Origin of the sequence: Streptomyces roseochromogenus subsp. oscitans DS 12.976, from assembly GCF_000497445.1 — a bacterium.
In the GTDB taxonomy this organism is placed as follows: Bacteria; Actinomycetota; Actinomycetes; order Streptomycetales; family Streptomycetaceae; genus Streptomyces; species Streptomyces oscitans.
Genome location: NZ_CM002285.1, coordinates 5,748,154 through 5,759,761 on the forward strand (window position 1 = coordinate 5,748,154; position 11,608 = coordinate 5,759,761).

Consider the following 11,608-nt stretch of genomic DNA (forward strand, 5'->3'; position numbering starts at 1 on the left):
CGGATCGAGGCCGAACGGCGGCTCCGGTGCGCAGGGGAGGTCGCGGGTGACCATGAGGACGGCTCGTCGAGGACGAGTCAGGGCTTTGTTGCGAACTAGTTGCAAGAACCAGCCAGTCGTGCATCCGTTCCGTAAGACAAGCCGTTCCCGAAGGCGTGAACCGGAAAATGTGCGACATTGGAGAGAAAGCGGAAGTACAGCTTTCGCATATGTCACTCAGCGTGAAAGGGCGTTCCGATGTCTGTGGTCGAGCAGTACGCGCGCGCCCATATCGTCACGGACGAGGAGGACCCGGGGGCCGTACCGGTGCTGCTGCGGTACGACCCCGACTCCGATCCACGGTCCGTCCGGGTCGACCTGCCCGGCACTCATGAGTGGACCTTCTCGCGCACACTGCTGGAACGCGGACTGCGGGCACCGGCCGAGAGCGGTGACGTACGGGTGTGGCCGTGCGGACGCGTCCAGGCGGTTGTGGAGTTCCACTCCGCCCACGGTGTCGAGGTGGTGCAGTTCGAGTCGAAGGCGCTGCTCAGATTCCTGCGCCGCACCTACACCGCGGAGCCCGTACGGGGCTGATCAGCCGCCCATCTTCAGCAGGGCCGCCACGATCGGCCCGGCCGTGTCGCCGCCGTGGCCGCCCGCCTGCACCACGCCGGCGGCGGCGAGGTCGCCCTTGTAGGCGGTGAACCAGCCGTTCGGCTTCTTCTGCCCGTCGACCTCCGCGGAGCCCGTCTTCGCGCCGTAGTCCCCGCTCATGCCCGCCATCGCCTTGGCCGCGGTGCCGTAATCCGCGGTGAACCGCAGGACATCCTTCAGCTGGGCCTGCGTGTTGGACGACATGGTGCGCGCGGCCTTCGCCAGCGTGCGGTTGTCCACCGTCGGGGACACCAGGTACGGCTGGTGGAAGACGCCCGACTCCACCGTCGCCGCCACCGACGCCATGTTCAGCGGGTTCATGCGCACCCCGCCCTGCCCGATCAGCGAGGCGCCCATCTGCGCGCCGCTCTCTACCGGGACGGAGCCGTCGAACGACGGGACGCCGATGGACCAGTTGTCCATGCCGAGGCCGTAGACCTGCTGGGCCTCGTTCGTCAGGTCACTGTTGGACAGCTTCGGCGCGAAGTCGATGAAGGCGTTGTTGCAGGAGGCCCCGAAGCTCTGCTTGAACGTGCCCTTCTTGATCTCGGAGTTGTCGTCGTTGTGGAACGTCCAGCCCGCCAGCTTGTACGTCTTGGGACACGGGTGCGAGGCGTCCGGAGTGATGAGCTTCTTCTCGAACAGCATCGTCGACGTCACGATCTTCATCGTGGAGCCGGGTGCGAGGGAGCCCTGGAAGGCGACGTTGAAGCCGTGCCCGCTGTTGGCGACGGCGAGGATCTCGCCGGTCGAGGGCCGTACGACGACGACGGACGCCTGCTGCCGCTTGCCGACCTGCTGCTCGGCCGCCGCCTGGAGGTCCGGGTTCAGCGTCGTCTTCACCGTGCCCGGCGTGCCCTGGCTCAGCTCCACCAGCGTCTTGTCGGACAGCTGGGCCTTCTGCGAGGCCTTGCCGCGCACCACGCGCAGTTCGATGCCGGCCTTGCCGCCCGCCGTCTTGCCGTACTTCTCCCGCAGGCCGTCCAACACCGGGCCCAAAGAGGGGTACTTGGCGGCCGTCAGCTCGCCGCCGTCGCGGTCCAGCGCCTTGATCGGCGGGGTGCCGGACTCGCCGGTGACGAGCGTGTCGCCGTCCTTCAGGTCCGGGTGGACGACAGCGGAGTGCCAGTTGACCAGCGGCTTGCCGTCACTCGCCCGCCGTACCACGGTGAGTGAACTGCCGTACGCCAGCGGCTTGCTGAGTTTCTGGTACGACACCGTCGCCTTGACGGTGAACGGCACCTTGGCGCCCGCGGGCGTGCCGGGCGTGAGGGTGACGTCCTTCAGGCGGGCGTCCTTGGTGTACCCGGTGAGCAGCGTGGTGGCGGCGGAGGCATCGTCGGTGGCGGCGGCTGCCTCGTCGATCCTGCCCTGCTGCCACGCGGTGAGGAAACGGGTGGAGGCCGTGCGGATCTCGGCGGCGCTGAGCGGACCGGACTTGACAGCCTTGTGGTCGGACGTGGCGGCCGTGCGCTCGTCGGCCGCCGCGCCGCCGTCGGTCAGTGCGTAGACACCGAACCCGACGCCGCCGACGAACACGGCGATCATCCCGCCGACCACGGCGGGCCTGGTGGTCTTCCGTCGCTCGGCGACGCGCCTTCTGTTGCCCACAGCCTCAGTTCCTCCGTGCCTTCCCCAGGTTCCCCGTAGCCCACACACTCCTCAACGACGGCACTCACCTTAAAGTCCCCACCTACGAGGGTGATGTCCGCGGCGAATCCGTAGCAGGCTTGCGACAATCGCACGCCGGTCCGACCCGCCGAAACCCAGGCTCAGACCCAGGTGTCCAGCCGGATGAAGTCCCTGTCCGCTGCCCCCGCACGGTCCTGAGCAGCTAGTTCGTCCCTGGCCTTGGGTCTTCCGAGCTGTATGCGTCAAAGCCTCAGCTCTACAGGTCCGAGGACGGCGTGCCGGCCCACACGGAGTTGTGGGTCCGTGCCGTTGACGGCAGCGAAGTTGAGATCGATCACCCGTATCGAGCGTGCACAGCCCGCCTTGCGTCCATCGGTTGATCTGTGCCTAGTATTTACTCTCGCATGGGCAGATCTTGACCCGGTCTGTCGTGCGTACAGGTCAGCCGGCGACCGGGGAATGGTGTCGCCGCGGGGGATCGTCATGCCGAGGTACTGCCCTCTGGACGTGTGCTGCCGTGGCTTGCTCCGCCTGCCGCCATATGTCACGTCGCCACGAGAGGACGCTTACGCATGGCCGATGCGATGGTGCTCAAAGCCCAGCAGTTCGTCAACAAGGCCTATGGTTCCCGCATCGGGATGACCGTCAAGGAAGACGGCAAGACCGGCTGGACCACGATGTACAGCCTCACCAGGGCGCTTCAGTGGACGGCGGCGATATCGACGGGAAGTACAACTCCCGTGTCCAGGCTGCCGTGAAGAAACTCAAGCAGGACATGGGCGTCGACAAGGCATACCCAGGCGCCGCCTTGACGCCGAAGGCATTCATGGCGCTGCTGAACATGGACGCCTACGTCACCGTGAACGGCGGCTCACAGGCCATCCGCGAGATCCAGCAGTGGATGAACGGGCGCTATGTAGGCCGTCGTGACTTCTTCACTGCAGACGTGAAGGCCGGCGTCGAGGCCTTCCAGTCGTTCGCCAAGCTCCCCGTCTCCGGCGCCGGGGACTTCCAGACCTGGGCCTCCCTGCTGGTCTCCTACGGCGATCAGTCCCGTAAGGGCGCGGCGTGCGACGGTGTCACCAAGGTCACTCCTGCTCGTGCGCAGGCTTTGAAAGACGCTGGCTACAAGTACATAGGCCGATATCTGTACAACCCGTCGACCACGTCCCTGCCGGAGAAGGAGATCCAGCCGGGAGAGCTGGAGACGATCAAGAAGTACGGGCTGCGCTGTTTCCCGATCTTCCAGACGTGGGCCCGCTCGGTCGACTACTACAGCCCGGCGCAAGGCAAGACGGACTGCATGAACGCCTCCTACAAAGCGGAGGAACACGGCTTCAAACCAGGCACGCTCATCTACTTCACGGTCGACTATGACGCGGTCGATGACGAGGTAACGTCACATGTTCTGCCGTATTTCCGGTCGATCAAGGACCAGATGGGCCGGATGGGTGCCCAGTTCAGGGTCGGTATCTACGGCCCGCGCAACGTGTGCTCCCGCATCTCCGCCGTCGGATATGCCGATGCGAGTTTCGTGTCCGACATGTCGTCCGGGTTCTCCGGCAACCTGGGATACCCGCTACCGGACAACTGGTCCTTCGATCAGATCGTCACGAAGACGGTCGGTACCGGCGAGAGCCCCCACTACAGCCAGGTGGACGTCGTGGAAGACGCCGGCGTGGTGTATTACCACACCGCTGCGATCCCGGACTGGGCCAAAGACCTCCCCGGCGTCAAGAAGCTCGTGGACAGCAGCACCGGCATCGCCAAGATCCAGGGCCGTACCGGCATCCTCGCCCGTAACAACTCCATCCGCTCAGGCACCCTCTCCGGAAAGATCCTTGACCCGGCCAAGGACTCCGACAGGTGGTCCATGTGGCAGAAGCTCAACCAGGACAACGCCTTCAATGTGGGAACCGTCCCACACATGCACATCTGGGCGGCCGACGGAAAGAAGGGTGATCACGACGAGACCCCGATCCGTCGCCCCGCACTCGACTACACCGACGCCGAGACCTATCAAATCCTCCGCCGCTACCAGGGATTCGGCGACCAGGCCGAGGCTGACGCGAAGCTGCGTATGCCGCTGTACGCGATCTTCGAGAAGTACAACCGCATCATCCGCGAGTCCTGACCGGCCATGATCACCGCATCCGACCCGTGGCAGGGGCACAACTTCCCAGCGCTCTTCGCCATCGCGCTCTGCGGAGCGGCGGCGCTGCTCGCACTCATCGTCTACCTGTGTTCGCGACTCACACCGCGGAACCTGCGTTCCTACACTCCACCGGCTGTCTGGCGGGATGTGTCCCTGCTGACGGCTGCTGCGTCACTGGCGCTCTACCTCTGGGGATGTCTGCACGTCATTTTCATGGACCGCGAGAAAGAAGGCCAGGCGTGCGAGGTGGCTCGCCCTCCGGACGTGCGGCACCTCGTCGGCATGCGCGGCGACTTCGTCCCCCTGCGGCTCGTATGCCGGGCAGCGGACGGCCGTGACTACTCCATCCTCATTCCGCACTACGTCAACCCGACCATTCTCGTCCTGCTGCTGCTCGGCCTGACCTGCGGAGTCATCTCCGTCCTGCTGTCCCGGCGAGCGCAGCGCATCGGCCAAGGACTGATCCGTTGAGTCACACCGAACCGACCCGCAGACACGCCCTCACCACGGCGATGGGCGTCACCGCGGCCGCAACTCTCGCCTCCGTCGGCTTCCTGTCCATCCCGGCTGTGGCCGCATCCCAGCCCGGCCCTGATCCCGTGAAGAACGATGAGCTGAAGGAGGCACTGCGCAGCCTCGAAGCCCGGCGGCGACGACTCCTCACGGGCCGCCCGTCCGCCAACGGGTGGGAGATGGAGAAGGAGACTGACGCTGGCGGATCGATCTGGACCTGTGACATCGCGGGCACCCCAGGCCCGCTCACCGTGGCGGTCCGCGCTGGTGACGTAGCAACCGTCCTTACTCACGTGATCCGCCGCTTCAACTACGAGATCGACGAACTCGGAACGAAGAACGAAGCCCCGGCACTCCTGGGATGGACTCACCCCAGCAAGGTACGCAACAGTGCTCTTCCAGAGAGCAACCAGGCCTCCGGTACAGCGGTCGTGATCCGCCCCACCTGGTACCCGCCCGGCGCGCAGGGTGGCTTCACCGACGTGCAGAAGGATACGGTCCGGGACATCCTCGCCGAATGCGAAGGCGTTGTCCGCTGGGGCGGTGACGACCGCCGCCCCTACGAGGGCCTGTTCTCCATCGACGTCAAGCCCGGAGATGTCCGGCTGGCGGAGATCGCGGGCAGGATACGTGGCTGGAACGAGACGCCGGGCGAGGGGGCGGGAACCGGCCCGGACCCGTATCAGTCGGCTCGTAAGCGTGCAGCGGACCGGCTTGCCCGCCAGCAGGCTTGACGCGCTGCCGTGATGAAACGAACGCTTCCCTCAGTCGTATTGGCCGCGCTCATCCTGCTGACAGGGTGCAGTACGGAGCCCTCGGCGAAGAGTAGTCCGCGGCCGTCCGACGGCCCGCCCACCATCAGCGCGTCCCCGGCAGGTGCAGGCCGCGACCTTGCGGCGCGCTACCGAAAGGCTGGCGGAGACGCCGACGTGTACGGGCTCACGCACACGAAGAACCGGGAAGGTGTGCTGGTCCTGACCGTGTGGACCCGCAAGAGGTCCGGCTACGGCGGCGGTTTCGACACCTTCGACAAGACGCTGGTGTCCTTCCTGACCAGGGAGGGTGTCAGCCTCGCTCAGGGCTATGTGCTGAACGTGTATGGCTCTGACGGGACCAGACTGCATCACTTCGACACCACCGTGGAGAACAACCCTTGATACGCAGAACCCTTGCCTCCGCCCTCGTGATCGTGGCCTCCGCCGGCGCCGTCCTTGTGGGGACTGGTCCGCTGGCGTTCGCGGCTGAACCCAGCGTGGAGCCTTCGGTCACCGCGAGCCAGGATCCGACGCCGTCGGCAGAGCCGTCGACGGGGCCGGTGAATCCGGTGATCGCCGACTACGACGGGAGGAAGATCAACCTCGCCGAGTCCTGGGAAGGCGCTAACGTCTGCACCGAGCTTCCCAACGGGGAGGTTCACTGCTACGACACGACCGAGGAGTCCCTGGCGGACCCAGATCTTCCCGCCAAGGTCCGGCAGGAATCTCTCAAGGCGTCCATGCTCCGGGCTTCTGGCCCGCGTGACAACTGCGCCGCCGACTACTGGTGCCTGTACCAGGACGCCAACTACCAGGGCCGACGACTCCAGTTCTCCAGCAGCGGCAAGAAGAGCCTCGGCGACTACGGGTACGCGAAAATCTGGGATTCCCGCTCAGGCCTGCTCCACGACCGCCAGCGCGACCTTCTCCCGCCGCACGGCTGGGCCAACTTCAAGAACATGGACTACCCCGGCGGCGGCAACTGGAACGACAAGGTCGACGTATTCGAGGTCAAGCGATCCTGACGTGTGGTCCCGCCCCTCCGTGGCGATGCAGAGGGGCATCAGCCCAGCTAGACCCACGTGTCCAGCCACATCCGCGACCGCCAGGAGTCGATCGGGATCGCCGTGCCTGTGTAGAGCGGCCAGAAGTAGATGAAGTTCCAGGCGATCAGCAGCACCAGCACACCCGCGGACGAGGCGCCGACCACCCGGCGGGTGTCGGAGGAGCCCGCCGGGCCGACGATCGCACCGATCATCATCGCCACCGCCAGACACAAGAACGGCAGGAAGACGACGGCGTAGAAGAGGAAGATCGTGCGCTCCTGGTACATGAACCAGGGCAGGTAACCGGCCGCGATCCCGCACGCGATGGCGCCGGCGCGCCAGTCGCGGCGGAACGCCCACCGCCACAGCACGTACAGGATCGCGAAGCAGGCCGCCCACCACAGCAACGGGGTCCCGATCGCCAGCACCTCACGGGCGCACTTCTGGCCGGCGTCCGAAGGACAGCCGTCGACACCGGGGTTCGGCGACTCGTAGAAGTACGACACCGGGCGGCCCAGCACGATCCAGCTCCACGGGTTGGACTGGTACGTGTGCGGTTGGGTGAGCCCGATGTGGAACTTGTAGACCTCGTGCTCGTAGTGCCACAGACTGCGCAGCCAGTCCGGCAGGAAGGTCCAGCTGCCGCCCTTGCCGTCGGTGGCCGCCCAGTTGCGGTAGTAGCCGCCGGTGCCGTCCGCGGGGGAGAGGATCCAGCCGGTCCAGGAGGCCAGGTAGACGGCGATCGCCACCGGGACCGTCGCGAGGAAGGCGAGGCCCGTGTCGTACTTCAGGGCCGCCGCGTACGGGCACACGGCGCCGGCCGTCTTGCGGGTGCCGACGTCCCACAGCACCGCCATCACACAGAACGCGGCCAGGATGTACAGGCCGTTCCACTTCGTGCCGATGGCCAGGCCCAGCATCAGCCCGGCCGCCCAGCGCCAGGGGCGCAGGCCGAAGCGGAACGTGTCGGCCACGTGCGCGTGGGGGCGAACCCGGCCGTCGGGGTCGGCGGGCAGGGCCGCGGCCAGCCGCTCCCGCGCCCGGTCCCGGTCGATGACCAGGCAGCCGAACGCGGCCAGTACGAAGAACATCAGCACGCCGTCGAGCAGCGAGGTCCGGCTCATCACGAAGTGCAGGCCGTCCACCGCCATCAGCGCGCCCGCGAGGCAGCCGAGGAACGTCGAGCGGAACATCCGGCGCCCGATCCGGCACAGCAGCAGCACGGACAGCGTGCCCAGCAGGGCCGTCATGAACCGCCAGCCGAACGGGTCGAACCCGAAGATCAGCTCGCCGAGCCCGATGACGTACTTGCCGACCGGCGGATGCACCACGTACGCCGCGTCCGTCGGGATCGCGAGATGGCCGTGCGTCTGCAGCACCAGGTCGTTGGCGTTCTTGTCCCAGTTGACCTCGAAACCGCGGTGGACGAGCGCCCAGGCGTCCTTGGCGTAGTACGTCTCGTCGAATATCACCGCGCGCGGACTGCCCAGGTTCCAGAACCGCATCAGGCCCGCCATCAGCGTCACCAGCAGCGGACCGCCCCAGCCCGACCAGCGGGTGATCCGCTCGGCCAGGACCGGCGACACGCCGAGGGCCTGCCACAGCCGCGGGCTCGGCTCGGCATACGGGGGCACCAGCCGGTCGCGTACGTCGCCCGAGGGGGCGTCCTCGGCCGGTACGTAGCCGAATCGGCGCAGCCGCCGCTGCCACGACGGCCGCTGGTCGTGCGGCGCCTGGCCCTGCCGGAGGTCCATGGAGGACGCGGTACTGGTCACCGCGCCATCGTAGGGAACCGTCCTGTGCGAGTCCCGTGCATGTGCGGTACCGGTCGGGATGCGGCCGTTTTCCCGGGCCGCCGGGGCCGTCCGGCCGCCCCGGTCGCCGGCCGGACTGTCAGTGGTCCCTGCGAGGATGGAGGCGTGACTGGAACCCTTGTCCTCGCAGGTACCCCCATCGGCGACATCGCGGACGCGCCGCCCCGGCTGGCCGAGGAGCTGGCCGACGCCGACGTGGTCGCCGCCGAGGACACCCGGCGGCTGCGCCGGCTCACCCAGGCCCTCGGCGTCACGCCCAAGGGCCGCGTCGTGTCGTACTTCGAGGGCAACGAATCCGCGCGCACGCCGGAGCTGGTCGAGGAGCTGCTCGGCGGCGCGCGCGTGCTGCTCGTCACCGACGCGGGGATGCCGTCCGTGTCCGACCCGGGCTACCGGCTGGTCGCGGCCGCCGTCGAGAAGGACATCAAGGTCACCGCCGTGCCCGGGCCGTCCGCCGTGCTCACCGCGCTCGCCCTGTCCGGGCTGCCCGTCGACCGGTTCTGCTTCGAGGGCTTCCTGCCGCGCAAGGCGGGCGAGCGGCTGTCCCGGCTGCGGGAGGTCGCGGACGAGCGGCGCACGCTCGTGTACTTCGAGGCCCCGCACCGGCTCGACGACACCCTCGCCGCGATGGCCGAGGTCTTCGGCGCGGAGCGGCGGGCCGCGGTCTGCCGCGAGCTGACCAAGACGTACGAGGAGGTACGACGCGGTCCGCTGGCCGAGCTGGCGCGATGGGCCGCGGAGGGCGTGCGCGGGGAGATCACCGTCGTGGTCGAGGGGGCACCCGAGGCCGGGCCGGAGGAGCTCGACGCGGAGGAACTGGTGCGCCGGGTGCGGGTGCGGGAGGAGGCCGGGGAGCGGCGTAAGGAGGCGATCGCGGCGGTGGCGGTGGAGGCGGGGGTTCCGAAGCGGGTGGTCTTTGACGCCGTGGTTGCAGCGAAGCGTGCCGGTGAGTGACGGGGGTTTGTTCGGGTAGCGCCGCGGGGGTGCGGTTCCGTTGCGGGGTGCGGCTCGGTCGTGGCTTGTCGCGCCGTTCCCCGCGCCCCTTCGGGTACTGCCGCCGGCCCGCACTGACAGGCCCTCTGAGCAGGGGTGTTCTCTTGTGAGCGGGTGGGCCATGGGAGGGCAAAGGGCTGTCGCCGATGGCAAAGGGGAGGAGGGCTCGCCGGGGGCTTTTCGGCAAGGAAGGCTCAAATCGCTTCCAACACTCGACAGCTCTGCTGCGTTCGCGCTGGTGAAGGCGTCCACTGATTGAAGGGACGCACCCGTCCCTCGCCCCAGGGATTCCGGGGGGAATCCCATGCGGGGTGCTTGTCCAGCGGACAAGAGGAGCTGGCATGAGTGAGATCGCAGGGCAGACCGGCCTCCGTGGCACGCCTACAGCCGTTGTGCACGAGTCGTATTCCTTCGCCTGCATGAGGTGCGGGCACGGCTGGGAGCAGTCGTACGAGATAGAGCACCACACGGACGCCGACGGGCAGGAGTTCGTGCTGTACGTGGCCGACGGCCGGGTCGTGCCGTCGCCGCTGAGCCGGCCCAGCTGCCACAACTGCGACGGCCATGTCGTGCGGATCATGCGCGCGGGGCAGGTCTCGTCGGTGCGCGGTGACGCGCATCGGCACCACAGTGTGCCGCAGGCGGGACCGGTCGAGGCGCCGCAGGTGCCGGTGCAGCCGGCGCAGGCCAAGGAGCCGCACCACTGGCACCTGTCCGATCTCCTGCACGCGTTCTACCGCAAGGCCGGCTGAGCGGATCGCGGTCCGCCGAGGGCATGCCCCTTTCGTAGGATCGGGGCATGTCTTCGAACGCCGGCCAGAGCACCAAGGGCGACAAGAACGCCGCACCGCCGCTTCCGCCGCCGCTGCGGGTTCCGGTCGCCGACTCGCACACCCACCTGGACATGCAGTCCGGCACGGTCGAGGAAGGCCTCGCGAAGGCCGCGTCGGTCGGGGTGACGACGGTCGTCCAGGTCGGCTGCGACATCAAGGGCTCCCGGTGGGCCGCCGAGACCGCGGCCGCGTACGACGGTGTCCACGCCGCCGTCGCCCTCCACCCCAATGAGGCCCCGCGCATCGTCCACGGCGATCCCGACGGCTGGTCGCGGCAGGGCGCCCGGGAGCCGGGCGGTGACGCCGCGCTGGACGAGGCCCTCGCCGAGATCGACCGGCTCGCCGCACTGCCCCAGGTGAAGGGCGTCGGCGAGACAGGGCTGGACTACTTCCGCACCGGCCCGGAGGGCAAAGCCGCCCAGGAACGGTCCTTCCGCGCCCACATAGAGATCGCCAAGCGGCACGGCAAGGCGCTCGTCATCCACGACCGCGACGCGCACGCCGACGTCCTGCGCGTCCTGAAGGAGGAGGGCGCCCCCGAGCGCACCGTCTTCCACTGCTACTCCGGCGACGCCGAGATGGCGGAGATCTGCGCACGCGAGGGCTACTTCATGTCCTTCGCGGGCAACGTCACCTTCAAGAACGCCCAGAATCTGCGGGACGCCCTCGCCGTCGCCCCGCTGGAGCTGGTGCTCGTGGAGACCGACGCGCCCTTCCTGACCCCGGCGCCGTACCGTGGCCGGCCCAACGCGCCCTACCTCGTCCCGGTCACGGTCCGTGCGATGGCCGCCGTGCGCGGCATCGACGAGGACCCGCTGGCCACGGCCCTCGCCGCCAACACCGCCCGCGCCTTCGGCTACTGAGCCCCTGTTCGAGTACTGGGCGCGCACACTCGACGGGCAACAGTACGTAGTCGCGTCGCTTTGGAGAGTCACCATCGCTCCGCTAAGTTCTGGGGGCCCGATCCAGACCCCTCTGGCACCTCTGGAGCGTGTCGGCGTGAGCAAGTCGCAGTACGAGACGTTCGAGGCACAAGAGCCGTACCAGTCGTATGCGCCATACGGGCCGTACATGTCGTACGAGTCGTATGAGCCGTTCCAGTCATACGGCTCCGAAGCCTCCGTGCACACCGCGGAGACCCTGCCGCACGGGCCGTACGAGGACACCTACCGGCCCGCCTACGAGGCGCAGGCCTACTTCGTCGCCGAGCCGGTGCTGCCCCGGCAGGCCG

General features: G+C 68.0%; 10 protein-coding genes and 2 pseudogenes. 10 read left to right on the forward strand and 2 right to left on the reverse strand.

Features of this window, described 5'->3' with window-relative positions; all coding sequences use genetic code 11:
• Positions 1 to 237: 237 nt before the first annotated feature.
• Entirely contained in the window at positions 238 to 576 is a 339-nt protein-coding gene (locus tag M878_RS74530) for an SsgA family sporulation/cell division regulator (protein ID WP_023549901.1), read from the forward strand.
• Here the strand turns inward: M878_RS74530 and M878_RS74535 are convergent, their stop codons facing one another.
• Positions 577 to 2,247, reverse strand: a complete 1,671-nt coding sequence (locus M878_RS74535) for a penicillin-binding transpeptidase domain-containing protein (protein ID WP_023549902.1) — start codon at positions 2,245 to 2,247, stop codon at positions 577 to 579.
• Between the two features lie 593 nt (positions 2,248 to 2,840).
• Between M878_RS74535 and M878_RS74540 the strand changes: the two are divergent.
• The 5 genes and pseudogenes from M878_RS74540 to M878_RS74555 all read left to right on the forward strand — a co-directional run bounded on the left by M878_RS74540 (position 2,841) and on the right by M878_RS74555 (position 6,716).
• Positions 2,841 to 4,402, forward strand: a pseudogene (locus tag M878_RS74540) (glycoside hydrolase domain-containing protein).
• A gap of 6 nt (positions 4,403 to 4,408) precedes the next feature.
• Positions 4,409 to 4,894 (forward strand): hypothetical protein, encoded by a 486-nt coding sequence (locus M878_RS74545; protein WP_023549905.1) that lies wholly within the window; start codon positions 4,409 to 4,411, stop codon positions 4,892 to 4,894.
• Between the two features lie 41 nt (positions 4,895 to 4,935).
• Positions 4,936 to 5,670, forward strand: a complete 735-nt coding sequence (locus M878_RS74550; RefSeq protein WP_051430297.1) for a hypothetical protein — start codon at positions 4,936 to 4,938, stop codon at positions 5,668 to 5,670.
• Positions 5,671 to 5,865: 195 nt separating this feature from the next.
• On the forward strand, positions 5,866 to 6,093 hold the full coding sequence (locus M878_RS94765) for a hypothetical protein (protein ID WP_023549907.1): 228 nt from the start codon (positions 5,866 to 5,868) through the stop codon (positions 6,091 to 6,093).
• Positions 6,090 to 6,716, forward strand: a complete 627-nt coding sequence (locus M878_RS74555; protein ID WP_158692774.1) for a peptidase inhibitor family I36 protein — start codon at positions 6,090 to 6,092, stop codon at positions 6,714 to 6,716. Before M878_RS94765 ends, M878_RS74555 begins: the two co-directional genes overlap by 4 nt.
• Positions 6,717 to 6,763: 47 nt before the next feature.
• Here the strand turns inward: M878_RS74555 and M878_RS74560 are convergent, their stop codons facing one another.
• Positions 6,764 to 8,512 (reverse strand): dolichyl-phosphate-mannose--protein mannosyltransferase, encoded by a 1,749-nt coding sequence (locus M878_RS74560; protein WP_023549909.1) that lies wholly within the window; start codon positions 8,510 to 8,512, stop codon positions 6,764 to 6,766.
• 144 nt (positions 8,513 to 8,656) lie between these two features.
• Between M878_RS74560 and rsmI the strand changes: the two genes are divergently transcribed.
• From rsmI to M878_RS48815, 4 genes and pseudogenes are all read left to right on the forward strand, one after another.
• Positions 8,657 to 9,505: a 16S rRNA (cytidine(1402)-2'-O)-methyltransferase gene (gene rsmI / locus M878_RS74565; protein ID WP_023549910.1), complete on the forward strand. Its 849-nt coding sequence runs from the start codon at positions 8,657 to 8,659 to the stop codon at positions 9,503 to 9,505.
• 380 nt (positions 9,506 to 9,885) lie between these two features.
• Positions 9,886 to 10,296: a hypothetical protein gene (locus M878_RS74570; RefSeq protein WP_023549911.1), complete on the forward strand. Its 411-nt coding sequence runs from the start codon at positions 9,886 to 9,888 to the stop codon at positions 10,294 to 10,296.
• Positions 10,297 to 10,343: 47 nt separating this feature from the next.
• The gene (locus M878_RS74575; protein WP_023549912.1) at positions 10,344 to 11,240 is read left to right on the forward strand and encodes a TatD family hydrolase; all 897 of its coding nucleotides are present in this window, start codon (positions 10,344 to 10,346) and stop codon (positions 11,238 to 11,240) included.
• Between the two features lie 136 nt (positions 11,241 to 11,376).
• Positions 11,377 to 11,608 (forward strand): annotated as a pseudogene (locus tag M878_RS48815) (resuscitation-promoting factor); the annotation flags it as partial.